This is a genomic window from Streptomyces mangrovi (genome assembly GCF_900114215.1).
Classification (GTDB): domain Bacteria; phylum Actinomycetota; class Actinomycetes; order Streptomycetales; family Streptomycetaceae; genus Streptomyces; species Streptomyces barkulensis.
This window is the reverse complement of sequence record NZ_FOSG01000013.1, coordinates 108,406-128,448: the sequence shown is the minus strand read 5'-3', so window position 1 is coordinate 128,448 and position 20,043 is coordinate 108,406. Positions and strand designations below refer to the sequence as shown.

Below are 20,043 nucleotides of genomic sequence, written 5' to 3'. Positions count from 1 at the left end.
GCCCCCTGGTGTACCCGGACGCACCGGTCGCCGCCCCGGGGCCGGGGCGGCGCGTGCGCGGGCCGGCCCGCACCGCCGCAGCGGCCGTCTGCCTCGTCCTGGGCTTCGGGCTGCTGGGCGGGGCCGCCGCCGGGGTCTGGCTCGCCGGCGACTCCGGCGAGCGTCCCGCGGCCGACTACGCCGAGACGCGCTCGCTGTGGCGCGAGATACCCGTCGACACGCTCTTCCCCCGCACCCTGCGCGGCAGGGGCGCCGGACCGGGACGCGCCGACCGGCGCTGGACCCGGGTGGCGGTCGCCCCCGACGCCGGCTGCCGCGACGCCTTCGACCCTCCGCTGGCCGGGATCCTCGCGCCGGCCGGCTGCGAGCGGCTGCTGCGCGCCACGTACACGGACGAGACCGGCAGCGGCGTCACCACGGTCGGGCTGCTGTTCACCGAGTCCGACGAGAAGGACATGCGCGCCCTGCGCGAGCGGTTCGACGAGGAGAACCTGGAACTGCGCGCCGATCTGATGCCCCGTCCGTACGCGGCGCGCGGCACCGCCGCGGCCCGCTTCGGCGACGCCCAGCGCGCGAGCTGGACGGTACGGCCGCTCGTCGACGCCCCCGTGGTGGTCTACACCGTCTCCGGCTTCGCCGACGGCCGTACCGTCGGCGACCCGCAGCCGGCCTCCGAGGCGGTCCTGGAGGACCAGACCACCGCACCCGCCCAGGCGGGCCTCGGCCACGACGCCCGCGGCATCGCCGACCGCATCGAGCGCGGCCTGCGCCGCATCGTCGCCCAGGAAACCGGACAGGACCGATGAACACGACGGGCCTCCCCGCCACCGCGAACCCCCCGCACACCCGCCGTTCCCGCCGCGCCGCCGGGCTGCTCTCCGCGCTGTCGGCGTTCGCGGTGCTCTGCGCCTGCCTCCTGCTGACCGCGCCCGCCGCGCACGCCGACGAGGTACGCGACCGGCAGTGGGGCCTGGACGCGGTGGGCGCGCGCGACGCCTGGAACACCACCAGGGGGCAGGGCGTCACCGTCGCCGTGCTCGACACGGGGGTCGACGCCGGCCACCCCGACCTGCGCGGCCGGGTGCTGAAGGGCAGGGACCTCATCGGCTTCGGGGCCCGCCGGGGCGACGAGCACTGGGCCCGCCACGGCACCGCGATGGCCGGGATCATCGCCGGACGCGGCCATGGCCCCGGCGACTCGCAGGGAGTCCTCGGAGTCGCGCCCGAGGCGCGGATCCTGCCCGTGCGCGTCCTGCTGGAGGACGGCGACCCGCAGCGGAAGAGAGCTCGCGAGGAGCGTGGCGAGGCGCTGGCCGAGGGCATCCGCTGGGCCGCCGACCAGGGCGCCGACGTCATCAACCTCTCCCTGGGCGACGACAGCGCCTCCGCCCACCCCGACCCGTCCGAGGACGCCGCCGTCCGCTACGCGCTGGGCAAGGGCTCGGTGGTGGTCGCCTCCGCCGGCAACGGAGGGGAGAGGGGCGACCGGGCCTCCTATCCGGCCGCCTACCCCGGCGTGATCGCCGTGACCGCGGTGGACCGCACCGGCCGGCGCGCCCCCTTCTCCACGCGCCGCTGGTACGCGACCGTCAGCGCCCCCGGCGACGATGTGATCATCACCTACCCCGACCGCGAGTACTACGAGGGCTGGGGCACCAGTGCCGCGGCCGCCTTCGTCTCCGGCTGCGTGGCACTGGTACGGGCCGCCCACCCCGATCTCAGTCCGGCGCAGATCAAGGAGCTGATCGCGCAGACCGCCCGGAACACCCCGCCCGGCGGGCGCAGCGACGACCTGGGCAGCGGGATCGTCGACCCGGCCGCCGCCATCGAGCTGGGCGCGAAGATCGAGCCGCGGCGGCAGCAGCCGGTGGCCGAGGCCTATCCGAAGGAGTACTTCGGCGCCGGTCCGGCCACCGAGCGCGGGTACGGCGGCCGGCTGGCGCCCGCCGCCGCGGTCGCCGGCCTGCTGCTGGTGCTCTGCGCCGTACTGCTGTACCGGGGCGACCGGCCGGCGAAGCGACAAGGGGTGCGCAGCGGGGAGCGGGCCGGGGGGCAGACCGTCTGAACCGGGCGGATACCCTCGAGGCGTGGCGCTCAAGAACATCCCCGATCCCGGCTTCTCCGGCGACGACGGCTCGGCCGACCCCGCACTCGCCCGGGCGCTGGCCGCCTGGGCACAGGACCGCACCGCCGAGCCGGAGGTGCTGGCCGCCCTGGCCAGGGCCCGGCTGCTGGTGCCCGTGGTCGCCGTCCTCGGCGAGGTGGAGACCGGCGAGGACGGTCTGCGCCGGGAGAAGACCAGCGACATGGCGGTGCCCACGCTCAGCGCGCCGGGCGGGCGGAAGGCCCTGCCGGCCTTCACCTCCACCGACAGCCTGGCCCGCTGGCGCCCTCAGGCCCGTCCGGTCGCCGTCCCCCTGCGCCAGGCGCTCCAGGCTCTCGCCCAGGAGGGCGCCGACACCCTCGTGCTGGATCTCGCCGGGCCGGTGACCTACCAGCTCACCGGCCCCGCGCTGCTGGCCCTCGCCGAGGGCCGCGCGGAGGCCGCCGATCCGCTGGAGGACCCGGCCGTCACCGAGGCGCTGCGCACGGTGCTGGCCGCCGAGCCCGCGGTGAGCGCCGCCCGGCTGGGGCCCGGCCGCGGCACCGACGGAGTGCTGGCCCTGCGCCTGGACCCGGCCGCGCCGCCGCGCGAGACCGCCGGGCGGGTGGCCGCCGCGCTCGCGGCGGACGAGACACTCCGCGCGCGCCTGGTGCGCGGTCTGGATCTGGCCCTGCTGCCGCCGGAGGGAGCCCTGCCGGGGCGCCCGCTGTACGACCGCGACTGAGCGGCCGCGGCCGGACGGCCGTGCCGGACGGGACCGTCTGTGGCGAACGGGACGGACGGGACGGCCGTGCCGGACGCCGGGAGCCCGGGCCGGCGGCCCTCAGCCGATGACCGGGCCGGTGAACTTCTCGCCCGGCCCCTGACCCGGCTCGTCCGGCACCGCCGACGCCTCGCGGAAGGCGAGCTGGAGCGACTTCAGCCCGTCGCGCAGCGGAGCGGCGTGGTAGGAGCCGATCTCGGTGGCGGCGGCGGTCACCAGCCCGGCCAGCGCCTGGATCAGCTTGCGGGCCTCGTCCAGGTCCTTGTGGTCCTCGCCGCCCTCGGCCAGGCCCAGGTTGACCGCGGCCGAACTCATCAGATGGACCGCGACCGTGGTGATCACCTCGACCGCGGGCACGTCCGCGATGTCGCGGGTCATCGTCTCGAAGTCGGCTGCCCCTCCGGCCCCTCCGGCCCCTCCGGCGGCGCCGGGGGAGGGGGTGGGGGTGCCGCTGTCGTCGCTCATCGTTCTCCGCTTCCTGCTGGTCGGGTGCGCTCCAGCCTAGGCTCCGCCCGTCGCGCGCGCGTACGACGCCCGGGGAGGAAGTTCCCCGCGACCCTGCTATGCTGGGAAATCGACCGGCCGGACCATACTCCCGCTGTGACCACCCGGGTGGATCATCCAGATGATGCACCCGAGCGATCCGCGCAGAGCGCGTTCCGGCCCGCAAGTGGAGGCTCCGAAGCTCCCACCCGATCGACCTCCGGGTCGGCGGGTCACAGGTCAGGCTGCGCCCCGCGGTGTATCGCGGCGGTGCTCCCGGTCAATGAGGAGCCCCGCCTGCGTCCCGTCCGGGGCGTTTTCGCGTTCCGGTTCGGTGGTCGTACCGAACGCAACCGTGCGCGGCTGTCCGCCAGGCATCCGCGTGGCGCAACCGAGGAGGCCCCATCAGCGCCGAGCCCCGCATCAACGACCGGATTCGCGTCCCCGAGGTGCGACTCGTCGGTCCCAGTGGCGAGCAGGTCGGCATCGTGCCGCTTGCCAAGGCCCTGGAGCTTGCCCAGGAGTACGACCTCGACCTGGTCGAGGTCGCGGCGAACGCCCGTCCGCCGGTGTGCAAGCTCATGGACTACGGAAAGTTCAAGTACGAGTCGGCCATGAAGGCCCGTGAGGCGCGCAAGAACCAGGCGCACACGGTCATCAAGGAGATGAAGCTCCGGCCGAAGATCGATCCGCACGACTACGACACCAAGAAGGGTCACGTCGTCCGGTTCCTCAAGCAGGGGGACAAGGTCAAGATCACGATCATGTTCCGCGGTCGTGAGCAGTCCCGTCCCGAGCTGGGCTACCGGCTGCTCCAGCGCCTCGCGGACGACGTCCAGGACCTGGGCTTCGTCGAGTCGAACCCCAAGCAGGACGGCCGGAACATGATCATGGTCCTCGGTCCGCACAAGAAGAAGACCGAGGCGATGGCCGAAGCCCGTGAGGCGCAGGCCGCCCGCAAGGCGGAGCGCCAGCAGCAGGGGAACGAAGCCCCTGCCGAGGAGCGCGCCGAGGCATGATCCGGCGGCCGCGGAGCCGGCCGCCGGGTCGCACGGGCCCCTTCCCGGGCCCGGACAGCAACCGAAACAGCTGACGCTGCCGCACGCCGGCCCACGGCCGGCTCCGGCGGCGCCACCGACGAGGAGAGAACGGCGACATGCCGAAGAACAAGACGCACAGCGGTGCGAGCAAGCGCTTCAAGATCACCGGCTCCGGCAAGGTGATGCGCCAGCGCGCCGGCCGCCGCCACCTTCTCGAGCACAAGCCGTCCACGCTGACGCGCCGCCTTGCCGGCAAGACCGAGATGGCTCCGGCCGACGCCAAGAAGATCAAGAAGCTTCTCGGCAAGTGAGCCCGCCGCCCGCCGGTCCCCGTGACCGGCCGGGCGCAGGACACCGGACACCGGGACCCCATCGAACCTTCGGGCCGACGGCGCCGTAGCACGGCAGCCGGACCACCACACCGGCCCCGCGACAAGGAGTAATTCACGTGGCACGCGTCAAGCGGGCGGTCAACGCCCACAAGAAGCGCCGGGCGATCCTCGAGCAGGCCAGCGGTTACCGCGGCCAGCGCTCCCGCCTCTACCGCAAGGCGAAGGAGCAGGTCACCCACTCCCTGGTCTACAACTACAACGACCGCAAGCGCCGCAAGGGCGACTTCCGGCAGCTGTGGATCCAGCGGATCAACGCCGGCGCCCGCGCCAACGGCATGACCTACAACCGCTTCATCCAGGGGCTGAAGGCCGCCGAGATCGAGGTGGACCGCAAGATCCTGGCCGACCTCGCGGTCAACGACCCGAACGCGTTCGCCGCGCTGGTCGAGGTGGCCAAGAAGGCGCTGCCGAGCGACGTCAACGCCCCCAAGGCCGCTTGACGACGGCACGGGACGCCACCGGACCCGCGGGCCATCGAGCCCGCGGGTCCGGTCGTTTGCCCCCGGCCTGCCCGGCCGTCCAGTCCTTCAGCCCGCCGAGAAGCCCCGAGAAACCCGAGAAGCGAGAACGCCGCGCCATGGCCGCCGCCCCGGAACTGACCTCCCCGCGCTCCCCGCGCGTCACCGCCGCCCGACGGCTGGCCCGCCGCAACACCCGCGGCAAGGAGCGCCGCTTCCTCGCCGAGGGACCCCAGGCCGTGCGCGAGGCGGTCGGCCACCGCAGCGGCGGCGAGCCCACGCTCACCGAGCTGTTCACCACCCCCGAGGCCGCCGAGCGGCACGCCGACATCGTTGCCGCCGCCCGCGCCGCCGGGGCCCGCATCCGCACCGCCACCGACGAGGTGATCGCGGAGCTGTCGCAGACCGTCACCCCGCAGGGACTGGTCGGAGTCTGCCGCTTCCTCGACCTGCCCTTCGACCGGGTGCTGGCCGCCCGCCCGAAGCTGGTGGCCGTCCTCGCCAACGTGCGCGACCCCGGGAACGCCGGGACGGTGCTGCGCTGCGCGGACGCGGCCGGCGCCGACGCGGTGGTGCTCACCGACGCCTCGGTGGATCTGTACAACCCCAAGTCGGTACGGGCCTCGGTCGGCAGCCTCTTCCACCTCCCCGTCGCCGTCGGGGTCCCCGTCGAGCGGGCCGTGGCCGGGCTGCGCGAGGCGGGTGTGCGGGTGCTGGCCGCCGACGGCGCGGGCGAGCACGACCTGGACACCGAACTGGACGAGGGCCGCATGGGCGGCCCCACCGCCTGGGTCTTCGGCAACGAGGCCTGGGGGCTGCCCGAGGAGACCCGCGCGCTGGCCGACGAGGTGGTGCGCGTCCCCATCCACGGACGCGCGGAGAGTCTGAACCTCGCGACCGCCGCCGCGGTCTGCCTCTACGCCTCGGCCCGTGCGCAGCGCGCACCCGGAGGGTGCCGCAGCGTGACTCCGGGCTAGTAGGGTGGCGGCCCCGGGGACCGAAGGGGGTGAACGGGAGTGGACGTGAGGACGTCCGGCGGGCAGGACGGCGTGCCGCCCGAGGCGCCCGGCGCGCCCCGTACACCCCGCGGCCTCCCCGCGCGGCGGGAGCCGCCGCGGCCCGACGGCGCTGGGGTGCTCCCCGACGACCTGCCCGACGGACTGGTCGTCGCCGACGCCCGTGGCCGGGTCGTCTGCTTCAACGCCGCCGCCGCCCGTATCACCGCACTGCCGCGCGAGGAGGCGCTGGGCCGCCCCGTCGAGCAGGTCCTGCCCCTGGAGGACCTGAGGGGGCGGCGCTGGTGGAAGGTCACCGACCCCTATGGGGGCCTGGTCATCCGCACCGGCCAGCCCGAACGCAACCTCTTACTCCCCGGAGGCCGGGAGGTCCTGGTCTCCGCCCGGTACGTCCGCGCCCGCCCCGCCGGCCCCGTGCAACGCCTGGTGGTCACCCTGCGCGGCACCGAGGCCCGGCGGCGCACCGAGCGCAGCAACGCCGAGCTGATCGCCACCGTCGCCCACGAACTGCGCTCGCCCCTGACCTCGGTGAAGGGCTTCACCGCGACGCTGCTGGCCAAGTGGGAGAGGTTCACCGACGACCAGAAGCGGCTGATGCTGGAGACGGTGGACGCCGACGCCGACCGCGTCACCCGGCTCATCACCGAACTGCTGGACATCTCGCGCATCGACTCCGGGCGGCTGGAGATCCACCGCCAGCCCGTCGACATGGCCGCCGCCGTGGAGCGGCACGTCCGCGCCCACATCGCGGCGGGCCGCCCCGAGGAGCGCTTCGCCCGCAGGATCGTCACTCCGCTCCCGCCGCTGTGGGCGGACCCCGACAAGATCGACCAGGTGCTCGGCAACCTGCTGGAAAACGCCGTGCGCCACGGCGAGGGAACGGTCACCATAGAGGTGGCACCGGCACGGACGAAGACGGGCGACGAAGGAACGGCGGTCACGGTGAGCGACGAGGGCCCCGGCATCCCCGAGGAGTCGATGAGCCGCGTCTTCACCCGTTTCTGGCGCGGCAGCAAGCGCGGCGGCACCGGCCTGGGCCTGTACATCGTCAAGGGCATCGTCGAGGCCCACGGCGGGGTGATCACGGTCGGCCGCTCGTCCGCGGGCGGCGCCGAGTTCCGATTTACCCTGCCCGCGGGCGTCCCGGCCTTCATGGCCTGAGCGGGCGCCCGCGGGCTCCTCCGGGTCAGTAGCGATCTTCCTCGCCCCGTAGACTCGGCAACCGGTACCTTCGAGCGGCCCGGGAACCGGCTCCGCCGAGAAACCAGCCGAGAGACCAAGGGTGCCGAAGCGCCGGAGCGGGGCGCAGCAGCCAACCGAAACCACGGGCCAACCGAAAAGCACGGGAAGAGATGTCCGCACCCAACAAGTCGTACGACCCCGTAGAGGTCGAGGCACTGAAACCGGAAGAGATCGACCGGGCACGGGACGCGGCCCTCGCCGCGATCGCCGCCGCCGGTGATCTGGAGGCGCTGCGCGAGGTGAAGGCCGCCCACGCGGGCGACCGCTCGCCGCTGGCGCTGGCCAACCGCGAGATCGGCGCCCTGCCGCCGCACGCCAAGGCCGAGGCCGGCCGGCGCGTCGGCCAGGCGCGCGGCGCGGTGGGCCAGGCCCTCAAGCGGCGCCAGGAGGAGCTGGAGGCCGAGCGCGACGAGCGCGTGCTGGTCGAGGAGGCGGTGGACGTCACCCTGCCCTTCGACCGCGTCCCCGCGGGCGCCCGCCATCCGCTGACCACGCTGTCCGAGCGGATCGAGGACGTCTTCGTGGCGATGGGCTACGAGGTCGCCGAGGGACCCGAGGCCGAGGCCGAGTGGTTCAACTTCGACGCCCTCAACATCGCCCCGGACCACCCGGCCCGCACCATGCAGGACACCTTCTTCGTCCAGGGCCCCGGCGAATCCGGCGGCTCCGGCGGCTCCGGCGAGGGGGAGTCGGGCGTCGTGCTGCGCACCCACACCTCGCCGGTGCAGATCCGCTCCCTGCTGGAGCGGAAGCCGCCGGTGTACGTGATCTGCCCCGGTCGGGTCTACCGCACCGACGAGCTGGACGCGACCCACACACCGGTCTTCCACCAGGTCGAGCTGCTCGCCGTGGACGAGGGCCTGACCATGGCCGACCTCAAGGGCACCCTGGACCACATGGTCAGGTCCCTGTTCGGCGAGGACCTGCGCACCAGGCTGCGCCCGTCGTACTTCCCCTTCACCGAGCCGTCCGCCGAGATGGACATGGTGTGCTTCGCCTGCCGCGGGGAGTCCGTCGGCAACCCCGACCGTCCCTGCCGCACCTGCTCCTCCGAAGGCTGGATCGAGCTGGGCGGCTGCGGCATGGTCAACCCGCGGGTGCTGACCGCCTGCGGCGTGGACCCGGAGCGCTACAGCGGCTTCGCCTTCGGGTTCGGCATCGAGCGGATGCTGATGTTCCGCCACAACGTCGAGGACATGCGAGACATGGTCGAGGGTGACGTCCGGTTCACCCGGCCGTTCGGGATGGAGATCTGATGCGGGTCCCGCTTTCGTGGCTGCGGGAGTACGTCGACCTGCCGGCCGGTGAGACCGGCCGCGACGTCGCGGCGAAGCTGATCGCGGCCGGGCTGGAGGTCGAGACCGTCGAGCGGCTCGGCGCCGACATCACCGGGCCGCTGGTCGTCGGCCAGGTCCTGGCGATCGAGGAGCTGACCGGCTTCAAGAAGCCGATCCGCTACTGCCAGGTCGACGTCGGCGAGGCCGGGGGCGCCTCCCGGGCCGGAGGCTCCGGGGGAGGCACGGGTGAGCCGCAGAACATCGTCTGCGGCGCCACCAACTTCGCCGTCGGCGACAAGGTCGTGGTGATCCTGCCCGGCGGCGTGCTGCCCGGCGACTTCCGGATCGGCTCCCGCAAGACCTACGGCAAGCTGTCGGAGGGCATGATCTGCTCGGCCGGTGAGCTGGGCATGGGCGACGACCACGAGGGCATCATCGTGCTCCCGCCCGAGCACGAGGTGGGCACCGACGCGATCGAGCTGCTGGAGCTGGTCGACGAGGTCCTCGACATCGCCGTCACGCCCGACCGCGGCTACTGCCTGTCCATGCGCGGCGTCGCCCGCGAGGCGGCCACCGCCTACGGCCTGCCGCTGCGCGACCCGGCGCTGCTGGACGTCCCCGTGCCCAACGAGCACGGCCACCCGGTGAAGGTGGAGGACCGGCGCGGCTGCGACCGCTTCACCGCCCGCACGGTCACCGGTGTGCGGCCCGACGCCCGCTCCCCGATCTGGCTCCGGCGAAGGCTGCAGAAGGCCGGCATGCGCCCGATCTCGCTGGCCGTGGACATCACCAACTACGTGATGCTCGAACTCGGTCAGCCCCTGCACGCCTACGACCGCTCCCGCGTCAGCGGGGCGATCGGCGTGCGCCGGGCCCGGCCGGGGGAGAAGCTCACCACCCTCGACGGCACCAAGCGCGAGCTGCACCCCGAGGACCTGGTCATCACCGACGACAGCGGGCCCATCGGCCTGGCCGGGGTGATGGGCGGAGCCGACACCGAGATCGCCGACGCACAGGAGGCGGCGGGCACCACCGAGATCGTGATCGAGGCCGCGCACTTCGACGCGGTCTCCATCGCCCGCACCGCCCGCCGCCACAAGCTGTCCTCCGAGGCGTCCAGGCGCTTCGAGCGCGGCGTCGACCCGCAGGCCGCCTCCGCCGCCGCCCAGCGCACCGTGGACCTGCTGGTCCTGCTGGCGGGCGGCACCGCCGAGGCGGGCGTGACCGAGATCGTCTCGCCCAGCGGCCCGCACACCGTCAGGATGCGCGCCGACCACCCGGACCGGGTCGCGGGCGTGGCCTACGGCCGCGAGACCGTGGCGCGTCGGCTGCAGGACGTGGGCTGCGACGTCTACGGCACCGACGAGCTGACCGTGACCGTGCCGTCGTGGCGGCCGGACCTGACCGACCCCAACGACCTGGCCGAGGAGGTCATGCGGCTGGAGGGCTACGAGGCACTGCCCTCCACCCTGCCGCGCCTGCCCTCGGGCCGCGGTCTGACCGAACGGCAGCGGCTGCGCCGCCGGGTCGGGCGGGCGCTGGCCGGAGCGGGGTACGTCGAGGCGCCGAACTACCCGTTCGTCGGGGACGCCGCCTTCGACCGGCTCGGCCTGGAGGCGGACGACCCCCGCCGCCGCACTGTACGGCTGGTCAACCCGCTCTCCGACGAGGAGCCGGCGCTGCGCACCACGCTGCTGCCCGGGCTGCTCGCCGCACTGCGCCGCAACGACGGCCGGGGCTCCCACGATCTGGCGCTCTTCGAGACCGGCCTGGTCTTCCGCCCCACCGGGCAGGAGACCGCCGCCGTCCGGCTGCCGGTCGACCGCCGTCCCACCGACGAGGAACTCGCCTCCCTCACCGCCGCGCTGCCCGAGCAGCCGCGCCGGGCCGCGGTCGTACTGGCCGGGGCGCGCGAGCAGGCCGGCTGGTGGGGCAAGGGCCGCCCGGCGACCTGGGCCGACGCGGTCGAGGCGGCCCGCGGCGTCGCCCGTGAGGCCGGTGTGGAGCTGGAGGTGGAGGCCGACCGGCACGCTCCCTGGCACCCGGGACGTTGCGCCGCGCTGTACGCGGGCGCCGACGGTGGGCGCACCCTGGTCGGGCACGCCGGCGAGCTGCACCCGCGCGTGATCAAGGCGATGCAGCTGCCCGCCCGCACCTGTGCCATGGAGATCGACCTCGATCTGCTGGAGCGGGCCTCCTCGGGCGCTCCGCAGGCCCCGCACGTGTCCACCTTCCCGGTGGCCACGCAGGACGTCGCCCTGGTGGTGGACGCCTCCGTCCCGGCGGCCGAGGTCGAGTCGGCGCTGCGCGACGGCGCGGGCGAGCTGCTGGAGTCGCTGCGGCTGTTCGACGTCTTCACCGGCGAGCAGCTCGGCGAGGGGAAGAAGTCCCTGGCCTACGCCCTGCGCTTCCGCGCGCCCGACCGCACGCTGACCGCCGAGGAGGCCACGGCCGCCCGCGAGACCGCGGTGGCCGCGGCGGTCACGCGTACCGGCGCGGTGCTGCGCGGCGCGTAGCCGCCTCCCGTCCGCCGCGGCCGGCCCGCCCGGTGCCGGCGGACGGGGAACGCAGAACGCCGACGGCGGGGCACCCCCTTCGACAAGGGGTGCCCCGCCGTCGGCGTTCCCGCCTCCGCGCGGCCCGGCCGGCGCCGTGCGGCTCGGCGGATCTCAGTACGTGTAGAAGCCCGCGCCGGTCTTGCGGCCCAGGCGGCCGGCGTCGACCATCCGCTGGAGCAGCGGCGGGGCGGCGTACAGCGGCTCCTTGTACTCCTCGTACATCGAGTACGCGACCGAGGCGACGGTGTCCAGGCCGATGAGGTCGGCGAGCTTGAGCGGCCCCATGGGGTGTGCGCAGCCCATCTCCATGCCGTTGTCGATGTCCTCGCGGCTGGCGATGCCCGTCTCGAACATCCGGATCGCCGAGAGCAGGTACGGGATCAGCAGCGCGTTGACCACGAAGCCCGAGCGGTCCTGGGCGCGGATGGCGTGCTTGCCCAGCAGCTTGACGACCGCGGTCTCGGCCCGCGCGATGGTGTCGTCGGAGGTGGTCAGCGCGGGGATCAGCTCCACCAGCCGCTGCACCGGCGCGGGGTTGAAGAAGTGGATGCCGATCACCCGGTCCGGGCGGGCGGTCGCCACGGCCAGCTTCACCAGCGGGATGGAGGAGGTGTTGGAGGCCAGGATCGCGTCCGGGCTGGTCACCACCTGATCGAGGATCTGGAAGATCTCGGTCTTGACCTGCTCGTTCTCCACGACCGCCTCGACCACCAGATCGCGGTCGGCGAACTCGCCGAGGTCGGTGGTGAAGGAGAGGCGCTCCAGGGTGGCGTCGCGCTCCGCCTCGCTGATCTTGCCTCGTGCGGCGGCCTTGTCCAGGGAGGTCACCAGCCGGGTACGGCCTATCTCCAGGGCTTCGCCGGTGGTCTCGGCGACCATGACGTCCAGGCCGGCCCGTGCGCAGACCTCGGCGATACCCGAGCCCATCTGGCCGCAGCCAACCACTCCGACGCGTTCGATGTCGGTCACATCGTGCCTTTCGCTGATCCACTGGTCCGTGACGCCGCCCCCGTACGGTTCCGGCCGCAGCGCCTCGCCGACCGACGTTACCGCGTCGCGCCGGAGAAACGGTCGGCCGGGGCTTCGCGGCCCCGGCCGACCGGCCGTCCGCACGGCGGTCCGTGCGGACGCCCGCACGGTCAGCTTGTCGTGCAGGCCGCCCCGTTGAGCTCGAAGGAGTCGGGGACGCCGTTGGCGCCCGACCAGGAGCCGGTGAAGCCGAAGGACGCCGAGGCGCCCGGTTCCAGTCGCGCGTTCCAGCCCACCGAGGAGGCCGTCACCGTGGCGCCGCTCTGGGTGAAGGAGGCGTTCCACATCTGGTCGACCCGCTGGCCGTCCGTGAAGGACCAGGCCGCCTCCCAGCCGTCGACGGCCGTGTCGCCGGTGTTCCGCACGGTGACGTCGGCCTGGAAGCCGCCCTGCCACTGGTTGGTGACCTCGTAGGCGACGGCGCACCGCGCGGTGCCCGGCTCACCGGGATCCCCCGGGTCCCCCGGCTCCTCGGGGTCCTCGGGGTCGTCCGGGTCGCCGGGCTCCTCCGGATCGGTCGGGTCCGTCGGGTCCGTCGGGTCGGTCGTCCCGGGGCTGTCGCCGTAGAGGATTCCGCGGCCGTTGGTGGCCACGTAGACCCGTCCGTACACCCGCGGGTCGCCGGTGATGTCCGCGCCGGTCCAGCCCCACTGGTGGGCGTCGTCGTTGATCCGCACCCAGCTCGCCCCGGCGTCGTCGGAGCGGTAGATCCCCCGCACCCCGCCGATCTTCGCGCTGCTGTACAGGGCGGGGTACGAGGCGTTCGGCGCGGCCCTGCCGAAGCCGATGGTGTCCGCCTCCTCGACGCCTGCGACCCGGGCGAAGCTCTCCCCGCCGTCGGTGGAGCGCCACAGCCCGTAGGCGTCGCCGCTGCCGCCCGCGAGCCAGATGTGGCCCTCCTCGCCGGGCACGGCCTTGAAGCGGACGTCGCCGTCGGCGGGCAGCCCGGTGGCGCCGGAGGCGGTGAAGGTGGCGCCGCCGTCGCCGCTGACGTAGAAGGTCCCGCCCGAGAAGCCGTAGAAGGTGTCGGCGTCCACCCGGTCCGCCTCGACGCGAGCACCCGCCGGGATGCCCCGCGAGGCCGACCAGGAGCTGCCGTAGCCGGTGGTGCGGTGCACGCCGGCGCCTTCCGGGCTCCACACGAAGCCGCTCGCGTCGGCCGCCGCGGCCACCGTGCCGCCGCCGGTCACCCCGGACGGCTGGCCGCTGCCGGCGAACCAGTTGGCGCCGTTGTCGGTGGAGAAGGCGATGTGCTGCCCGCTCTCGCCGCTGCCGGCCCGGACCACCGTGTTCGGGTCCTTCTCGGCGTAGTCCAGGCTGGAGACGGCCTCCATGAACGGCGACCGGTACATCAGCTCCGGCACCCGGTCCAGGTCGGTGTGCCGGAAGCCGCCGATGTCGAGCATGCCGCTGAGCAGCGGGGCTCCGGAGGGCGGGCTGATCAGGTCGTTGACCGCGGTCTCCTCCAGGCCCTCGACCATCGGCTTGACGGTGAAGGTCTCGTCGCGGTCCCAGGAGGTCAGCTCCTCGGTGCCGTAGACCGTGGCCCCGGTGCCGTACATCATCCGGTCGGAGTCGAACGGGTCGATCTCCAGCGACTCGGTCATCCAGCCCAGCTTCGGCGCCGTCTCCGGCGGGGAGGGGTTGCCGCCGAAGGTCAGCCAGGGCACGGAGGAGACGTCCATGGTGAAGCGGTCGGAGCGGTTGGGGTAGCCCTCGTACTCCCAGGCGCCGGTCCAGGTCTCGCCGCTGTCGGTGCTGCGGAAGATCTGGGTGTCCGGCCACCAGGAGCTGTAGCCGGTGACCATGACCGTGCCCGGGTTCTGGCGGTCGACCGTCAGCCCGCTGTAGCCGAAGTAGGTGTCGGCCTCGGGCACCGGGCTGACGTCCGTCCACTCACCGCTGCCGGTGTCGTACCGCCACACCTGGCCCTTGGCGCCGTCGTACGGGCCGCCGGTGTCGGAGGTGGCGATGTAGAGGTGGCCGCTGTCGGTGTCCAGCACGCCCTTGTGGGGGAGGTAGCCGGTGGGCTGGCCGGGGACGGCCTCCCAGGTGGCACCGCCGTCGGTGGAGCGGTAGACCGACTCCTCCTTGTCGGCGACGCCGGCGTAGATCGTCCCGGTCCGGCTTCCGGCGCTGCCGGTGCGCTCGTCGAAGGTGACCCAGACGACGCCGACCTCGTCCGTCAGATAGCTGTTGTCACTGTCCGGGTCGGGGACGTAGGTGCCGGGGTTGGGGAAGCTCTCCACCTCGGACCAGGTGGCGCCGGAGTCGGTGCTGCGCCACAGGCCGTGGCCGCTGGGGGCGCCCAGGTAGAGGACGCGGTTGTCGTTGGGGTCGACGGCCAGCCGCTCGCCCATGCCCCGGCCCGGCATGTTCCCGCCGAGCTTGAAGGGCAGCTCGGTCTTCTTCCAGGTGGCCCCGCGGTCCGACGATCGCATGACCGCGCCGTTGTTCGGGTCCCAGTCGTTGGTGTAGTTGCCGACGGCGACGTACACGTTGTCGGGGTCGACGGGGTCGGTGGCCAGGGACGCCACCCCCGTGTGACCCCAGTCGTCCCAGCCCACGGAGTCCAGCAGCGGTGTCCACCGCTTCCCGGCCTCGTCCCAGCGGTAGGCGCCGCCGATGTCGGTCCGGGCGTAGACCAGGTCCTTCTCCGAGGGGTTGAAGACGATGCCGGGCACGAAGCCGCCACCGTCGATCCGGACGTTCTTCCAGGTGTAGCTGTCGGCCGAGACCTCGACGCCCCCCGGCGGGGCCTCGGGGCCGGCCGAGGCCGGGCTCATGGAGGCGGTCAGTAATCCTCCGGCCAGTGCCAGCGCCGCCAGGGCGGCGCCGGCCGATCGTCTTCCGGGCACGATACGTCCTCTCCGGGCAGATCCGCCCAGGTGGGCGGTGAGGGGATCAACCAATCTTTGGGAGCGCTCCCAGGTGTGCGGATGCTAGTTGTCGAACAGTGTTCGCATAAGGGGGTGCGTCAGGAGGACGGCGCGGCATCGGCCGGCGCGCACTCGACCGTTACGCGCAGTTGCCATGCCGCTACCCGGCCGGGATGATCGGGTGAGTCGTCGTCGAAGGAGGCAGCATGGGGCTTTTCTCCAGGAGAACCTTCGGTGCGGCGGCGGTCGGGGTGCTCTCCGGCTCGCTGCTGACGGGTCCGGGGGCGGGTGCGGCGTCGGCCGCGCAGGAGGGCGGCGGGGGCGGCCGGTACCGGCAGCGCCCGCAACTGCGCGGGATGTGGGTGGCCACCGTCGCCAACATCGACTGGCCGACCAGGCCCGGGCTCGCCCCGGCCGAGCAGCGAAGACAGCTGCTGGCGCATCTGGACACGGCGGTCGAGCGCCGCCTCAACACGGTGTTCCTCCAGGTGCGGCCCACCGCGGACGCCCTGTGGCCCTCGCCCCACGAGCCCTGGGCGCAGTACCTCACCGGCACCCAGGGCGAGGATCCCGGCTGGGATCCGCTGGGCTTCGCCGTGTGCGAGGCGCACCGTCGCGGGCTGGAGCTGCACGCCTGGTTCAACCCCTACCGGGTGGCCAACCACGACGATCCCGGGCGGCTGGCCGACTCCCACCCCGCACGCCGCCGCCCGGAGTGGGTGGTGGCTTACGGCGGCAAGCTCTACTACAACCCCGGGCTGCCCGAGGTGCGCGCCTTCGTCCAGGACGCGATGTTCGACGCGGTGGAGCGCTACGACATCGACGGCGTGCACTGGGACGACTACTTCTACCCGTACCCGGTGGCGGGGGAGGTCTTCGACGACGACGAGGCCTACGAGCGGTACGGCGGTGCCTTCGCCGACCGGGCCGACTGGCGGCGCGACAACATCGACAAGCTGGTGCGGGAGACCTCGCTGCGCCTGAGGCGGACCAAGCCGCGCGTGCGCTTCGGGATCAGCCCCTTCGCCGTGTGGCGCAACGCGGGCACCGACCCGGAGGGCTCCGACACCCGCGCGGGCGTGGAGACCTACGACGACCTGTACGCCGACACCCGCAAGTGGGTGCGCGAGCGCTGGGTCGACCACATCGTGCCGCAGGTGTACTGGAACATCGGCTTCGCCGCCGCCGACTACGCGAAGCTGGTGCCCTGGTGGGCCGATGTGGTGCGGGACACCGGCGTCGAACTCCACATCGGCGAGGCGCTGTACAAGGCGGGCGATCCGGCCCAGGGGCCGGCCTGGCACGACCCGGCCGAGCTCTCCCGCCATCTGACGCTCTGCGGCCGTCACCCCGAGGTCCGCGGCAACGTCTACTTCTCGGCGAAGCACGTCGCCGCGGACCCGATCGGGGCCATGAGCCGGGTGGTGGAGGACCACTACGACCGACCGGTGCGGGCGCCCCGCTAGCCGGTCTCCCGCGGCGGCCCCCGTCTCCTTCCGTGTTCCTTCGTCCGGTGCGCGGCCCCGGCGTCAGCGGCGCCGGGGCTCGCCGTGCTCCAGCAGGGGCTCGCCGTGGCGCCGCACCACGGAGTCGGGCCCCGGTGACATGACGGTCTCGTGCCCGTCCTCGAAGCGGACCCGGTACGGCGGCTCGCCGTTCGTCCCCAGTACCTCGATGATCTCCGCGACCCTCTCGTGCTGCCCCACGAACCTGCCGTGGACCAGCAGCAGGTCGCCCGCGTTCGCCTGCATCGGCGGTCTCCTGTCCGTATCGAGAAGAAAATCCTGTTCATCACGATTCTAGAGGCGGAGGGCGGCCGGGCGCCCGCGAACACGGATGCGGAGGGGAACAGGGGGCAGGGGGAAGCGGAGGGAAGCTGAGGAGGGGGCAAAACCGGTCGACGGACCGCGCACCGGCTGCCAGGCTCTCCCGCCATGAGCACCCCGTACGAGATCTCCACCGATCCCGCCCGCCTCGACGCAGCCCGCGTCCACCACTGGCTTTCCACCGATGCCTACTGGGCGCTCGGCCGCAGCCGCGGCAAACAGGACAGGGCCATCGCGGGCTCGCTCAATCTCGGGGCGTACGACAGGGCCACCGGCGAGCAACTCGGCTACGCGCGGGTGGTCACCGACCGGGCCACCTTCGCCTGGCTGTGCGACGTCTACGTCGCCCCCGCCGCCCGCGGCCGGGGTCTGGGGAAGGCGCTGGTGAAAGCCGCGCTCGCGGAGCTCGAGCCGTACGGGCTCGGGCGGGTGCTGCTGGCCACCGAGGACGCGCACGGCCTCTACGAGGGGGTCGGCTTCCGTCCGCCGGAGGATCCCGGGCGGCTGATGACGCTGATCCCCGAGTGATCCGGGCATACGTCCGAAAACAGTCCGTGCCCGACCGTCGAACAATCCGGTTCACGGTTCTACCATCCGGTAATGCACCTGCGGATCACGCTGCTCGCCGCCGCCCGCAGCTCATCCCTGCTGGACGTGCGCTTCGAGGACGACCGCCCCCTGGACGCCGCCGGGTGGCGGGAGGCCGAGCGGGCCCTCCCGGCGTACGGGCACTTGGCGGGCGCCGAACTGCGCTACTGCTCGCCGACCATGCGCTGCCGCGAGACCGGGGACGTCCTGGGGATGCGGCCGCTGGCCCAGCCCGCGCTGCGCGAGTGCGACATGGGCCGGTGGCGCGGGCACACCCTCAGGGAGGTCGCCGCGGTCGAGCCGCGGGCCGTGGACGCCTGGCTCGCCGACCCCCACGCCACCCCGCACGGCGGTGAGTCGCTGCTCTCCTTCATCCTGCGGGTGGGCGACTGGCTGGACACCCGGCCGGGTGGCGAGGGCGACACCCTGATCGCCGCGGTCGTCGAACCGACGGTGCTGCGCGCGGCCGCGGTGTACGCGCTGAAGGCGCCGCCGCACACCTACTGGCGTGTGGACGTCCGGCCGCTGTCGTCGGTCACCCTGGCCGGGTGGGCGGGGGACTGGACACTGGCCATGGACCACTGACGCGCGGCGGGGGGCGCGGCGTTCCCGGCCGCACCCCCCGCCGCACTTCCGCGGCGCCTCGCCGCGCCTGCTCCGAGGAGCCCTACAGTTCGCGCTCGGCATAGGCGGCCATGGCGTCCCGGACGAAGGCCGCCGTGCCCTCGCCGTACTGGTCGTAGGTGGCGGTGAAGCGGGGGTCGTCGACGTACATCTGCCCGAGCCCGGCGAACTGCTCCGCACCGGGGTGCCTGCCCTGCCAGCCGGCGGACACCCACTCGTAGTGCCGCCGGGTGATCGCGAGCACCTCCTCACTGTCCGGTGCGAGACCGGCCCGGTGGGCGCGGGCGTAGTCGGTGGTGATGTCGATCCGGCGCTGCTGGAGGGACTTCTTGTCGTCCTCCGTCAGCGAGCGCCACCAGCGGTCGCCACGCTCGAAGGCGTCGCGGCCCCAGCGTTCGATCACCTCGTCCTTGTACCTGGTGTGGTCGAAACCGTCGAGAGCCTCCTGTGGCATCAGGGGCTCGCCTCCTTCCATCCTGGTCAGCGTCTTCCGTACCGACTCGATCTGCCGGCCCAGGCGCTCCCGCTCCCGTTCGAGCAGCTCCAGATGGGTGCGCAGCGCGGCGGCCGCGTCCCGCTGCCCGTCGAGGGCCTCGGAGATGGCGGCCAGCCCCAGGCCGAGTTCGCGCAGCAGCAGGATCCGCTGGAGCCGCACCAGCGCGTGCTCGTCGTAGTAGCGGATTCCGCCGTGCCCGACCCGGCTGGGACGCAGCAGCCCCACGGCGTCGTAGTGGCGCAGGGTGCGGCTGGTGGTCCCGGCCGAGCGGGCGATCTCCTGAATGGACCAATCCATCGCCTGCGGCCTCCGAGTCCCGGTCGTTCGGTCGGTGCTGACGAGGCTAGGGGTTTACGCGGCGTCAACCACAAGCCCGGTGCCGGGGCCCGCCCCCCGGAGCCGCAGAAGCGCGGTGAGGGGCGCGGCGGAGACGCTACGACCTGCGGCGGGGCCTGCCGCGCCGGCCGCCTCCGGAGCCCTTGGCGCTGCCGGAGCCGCGCCGTCCGGCCCGGCCGGTCTGCCCGCCTGCCGCGGATTTCCGCCGCGCTCCGCCCCCGTCCGAGCGCTGCGGTTTCGCCCTGCCCTGCTTCTCCTGCCTGTTCGGCCTCTCCCGTCCGCCCGGCCCGGCCTCCTCGGCGGCGGGGCGCCGGCCCCGGGTGCTGTTGACGGTCCGCCCCCGGACGATCCCGATGAAGTCCTCCACGAGATCGGTGGTCCGGTCCTCCCGCCACGACAGCGCGACGCGGGACTGGGGGGTGTCCGTGACGGGCCGGTAGGTGAGGTCCCTGCGGTGGTGCAGCCGGGCGAGCGACTGCGGTACGACGAGCAGCCCCACCCCCGCCGCCACCAGTTCGATCGCGTCCGCCGTGGTGGCGGGGCGCTCGAGGGCGGGCCGCCCCGGCGGGCGCTCCCAGTCCAGGGTGTCGTCGAGGGGGTGCAGCACGATCTCGTCGGCCAGTTCCCCGGCGGACACCTCCTCGGCCGCCGTCACGAGGTGGTCCCTGGGGACCACGACCACCGTGGTCTCGGTGTAGAGGGGGATGGCGCTGAGGTCCGTCCGGTCGGTGGGCAGGCGCAGGAAACCCGCGTCGGCGCCGCCGTCGCGCAGTACACCGGACGCCTCGGCGGCGGGCACCTGGACGAGGTCGAGCGGGATGCCGGGCAGACGCTCGTTCCAGATCCGCACCCACTTGGTGGGTGTCACTCCCGGGACGTACGCGAGCCGGAACGAGGGGGGTGCTTCCGAGCCGTTCACCGAGCCAGGCTAC

The 20,043-nt window shown here is 73.6% G+C and carries 19 protein-coding genes; 13 read left to right on the top strand and 6 right to left on the bottom strand.

The genetic code is table 11. The features are described from left to right. Positions 1-8: 8 nt before the first annotated feature. From BM237_RS18880 to BM237_RS18870, 3 genes are read left to right on the top strand one after another with little or no spacing between them, the layout of a single operon-like run. Complete coding sequence (locus BM237_RS18880; protein WP_342746245.1) at positions 9-806, top strand: hypothetical protein; 798 nt, start codon at positions 9-11, stop codon at positions 804-806. Next, entirely contained in the window at positions 803-2,065 is a 1,263-nt protein-coding gene (gene mycP, locus BM237_RS18875) for a type VII secretion-associated serine protease mycosin (RefSeq protein WP_093850871.1), read from the top strand. Before BM237_RS18880 ends, mycP begins: the two co-directional genes overlap by 4 nt. 22 nt (positions 2,066-2,087) lie before the next feature. After that, positions 2,088-2,828 carry an SseB family protein gene (locus BM237_RS18870; RefSeq protein ID WP_093850870.1) on the top strand — a complete coding sequence of 247 codons (741 nt, stop codon included), beginning with the start codon at positions 2,088-2,090 and terminating at the stop codon, positions 2,826-2,828. A 99-nt stretch (positions 2,829-2,927) separates the two neighbouring features. Here the strand turns inward: BM237_RS18870 and BM237_RS18865 are convergent, their stop codons facing one another. Beyond that, positions 2,928-3,332, bottom strand: coding sequence for a DUF1844 domain-containing protein (locus BM237_RS18865; protein ID WP_175541057.1), 405 nt, complete (start codon positions 3,330-3,332; stop codon positions 2,928-2,930). Between the two features lie 422 nt (positions 3,333-3,754). Here BM237_RS18865 and infC point away from each other — a divergent pair, with 422 nt between their 5' ends. From infC to pheT, 7 genes are all read left to right on the top strand, one after another. Continuing rightward, complete coding sequence (gene infC / locus BM237_RS18860) at positions 3,755-4,369, top strand: translation initiation factor IF-3 (RefSeq protein WP_093850869.1); 615 nt, start codon at positions 3,755-3,757, stop codon at positions 4,367-4,369. 137 nt (positions 4,370-4,506) lie between these two features. Then, positions 4,507-4,701 carry a 50S ribosomal protein L35 gene (gene rpmI, locus BM237_RS18855; RefSeq protein WP_093850868.1) on the top strand — a complete coding sequence of 65 codons (195 nt, stop codon included), beginning with the start codon at positions 4,507-4,509 and terminating at the stop codon, positions 4,699-4,701. A gap of 137 nt (positions 4,702-4,838) precedes the next feature. Beyond that, positions 4,839-5,222, top strand: a complete 384-nt coding sequence (rplT, locus tag BM237_RS18850) for a 50S ribosomal protein L20 (protein WP_093850867.1) — start codon at positions 4,839-4,841, stop codon at positions 5,220-5,222. Positions 5,223-5,359: 137 nt separating this feature from the next. Continuing rightward, positions 5,360-6,217, top strand: a complete 858-nt coding sequence (locus BM237_RS18845; RefSeq protein WP_093850866.1) for a TrmH family RNA methyltransferase — start codon at positions 5,360-5,362, stop codon at positions 6,215-6,217. A 39-nt stretch (positions 6,218-6,256) separates the two neighbouring features. Next, a complete protein-coding gene (locus tag BM237_RS18840) occupies positions 6,257-7,417 on the top strand; it encodes a sensor histidine kinase (protein ID WP_425443712.1) in 1,161 nt (386 codons plus the stop codon). A 191-nt stretch (positions 7,418-7,608) separates the two neighbouring features. Beyond that, positions 7,609-8,754, top strand: a complete 1,146-nt coding sequence (gene pheS, locus BM237_RS18835) for a phenylalanine--tRNA ligase subunit alpha (protein WP_093850865.1) — start codon at positions 7,609-7,611, stop codon at positions 8,752-8,754. Beyond that, entirely contained in the window at positions 8,754-11,291 is a 2,538-nt protein-coding gene (gene pheT, locus BM237_RS18830) for a phenylalanine--tRNA ligase subunit beta (protein WP_093850864.1), read from the top strand. The genes pheS and pheT overlap by 1 nt, the downstream gene beginning before the upstream one ends. 153 nt (positions 11,292-11,444) lie before the next feature. On the opposite strand, the gene BM237_RS18825 is transcribed toward pheT, so the two are convergent. Both BM237_RS18825 and BM237_RS18820 read right to left on the bottom strand, forming a co-directional pair. After that, positions 11,445-12,302, bottom strand: a complete 858-nt coding sequence (locus tag BM237_RS18825; protein ID WP_093850863.1) for a 3-hydroxybutyryl-CoA dehydrogenase — start codon at positions 12,300-12,302, stop codon at positions 11,445-11,447. 170 nt (positions 12,303-12,472) lie between these two features. Continuing rightward, on the bottom strand, positions 12,473-15,220 hold the full coding sequence (locus BM237_RS18820; RefSeq protein WP_412720814.1) for a cellulose binding domain-containing protein: 2,748 nt from the start codon (positions 15,218-15,220) through the stop codon (positions 12,473-12,475). A gap of 227 nt (positions 15,221-15,447) precedes the next feature. Here BM237_RS18820 and BM237_RS18815 point away from each other — a divergent pair, with 227 nt between their 5' ends. Next, a complete protein-coding gene (locus BM237_RS18815; protein ID WP_093850862.1) occupies positions 15,448-16,707 on the top strand; it encodes a glycoside hydrolase family 10-like protein in 1,260 nt (419 codons plus the stop codon). A 63-nt stretch (positions 16,708-16,770) separates the two neighbouring features. On the opposite strand, the gene BM237_RS18810 is transcribed toward BM237_RS18815, so the two are convergent. Next, positions 16,771-16,992: a DUF1918 domain-containing protein gene (locus BM237_RS18810; RefSeq protein ID WP_093850861.1), complete on the bottom strand. Its 222-nt coding sequence runs from the start codon at positions 16,990-16,992 to the stop codon at positions 16,771-16,773. 183 nt (positions 16,993-17,175) lie between these two features. Here BM237_RS18810 and BM237_RS18805 point away from each other — a divergent pair, with 183 nt between their 5' ends. Both BM237_RS18805 and BM237_RS18800 read left to right on the top strand, forming a co-directional pair. Beyond that, complete coding sequence (locus BM237_RS18805) at positions 17,176-17,595, top strand: GNAT family N-acetyltransferase (protein ID WP_175541056.1); 420 nt, start codon at positions 17,176-17,178, stop codon at positions 17,593-17,595. A gap of 72 nt (positions 17,596-17,667) precedes the next feature. Then, complete coding sequence (locus BM237_RS18800) at positions 17,668-18,240, top strand: histidine phosphatase family protein (protein ID WP_093850859.1); 573 nt, start codon at positions 17,668-17,670, stop codon at positions 18,238-18,240. 82 nt (positions 18,241-18,322) lie between these two features. On the opposite strand, the gene BM237_RS18795 is transcribed toward BM237_RS18800, so the two are convergent. Then, positions 18,323-19,072, bottom strand: a complete 750-nt coding sequence (locus tag BM237_RS18795) for a MerR family transcriptional regulator (protein ID WP_093850858.1) — start codon at positions 19,070-19,072, stop codon at positions 18,323-18,325. A 136-nt stretch (positions 19,073-19,208) separates the two neighbouring features. Then, the gene (locus tag BM237_RS18790; protein ID WP_093850857.1) at positions 19,209-20,030 is read right to left on the bottom strand and encodes a LysR family transcriptional regulator substrate-binding protein; all 822 of its coding nucleotides are present in this window, start codon (positions 20,028-20,030) and stop codon (positions 19,209-19,211) included. Positions 20,031-20,043: the final 13 nt, after the last annotated feature.